The 319-nt window shown below is 67.7% G+C and carries 1 protein-coding gene; it reads right to left on the bottom strand.

The window, feature by feature from the left end:
- A partial coding sequence (locus tag DM373_RS28545) for a DUF4123 domain-containing protein (protein WP_157966922.1) occupies nt 1-319 on the bottom strand: 319 nt, incomplete at both ends.

Raw genomic sequence — 319 nt, 5'->3', positions numbered from 1 at the left:
CAGCCAGACGGCCCTGTGCTCCGGCACCGTCATTACCCGGGCCAGCTCGCGGTTGTCGTGAAAGCGGTACAACGCCCGTTGCGGCCGCTGGCCCAGTAGTAGCCGGGCACGCCAATGCTCGATCCAGGCTGCCAGCTCACCGGGTGCCAGGCTGGCCAGCCAGCCCCAATTGTCGTGCGGCGCCTCCAGCAGGCTCTTCAGCAAACGCACCTCGCCTTCACCAATCAGGAAGCACACCGGCCCATGCGCGGCGAGGTGGGCGACTTCGGTCTGGTGGTACAACGCGCACCAGCGCTCTGAGCCCAGGCGGGCCATGAGA

Source organism: Pseudomonas sichuanensis (genome assembly GCF_003231305.1).
In the GTDB taxonomy this organism is placed as follows: Bacteria; Pseudomonadota; Gammaproteobacteria; order Pseudomonadales; family Pseudomonadaceae; genus Aquipseudomonas; species Aquipseudomonas sichuanensis.
This window is presented reverse-complemented; position numbering and strand designations above follow the sequence as displayed.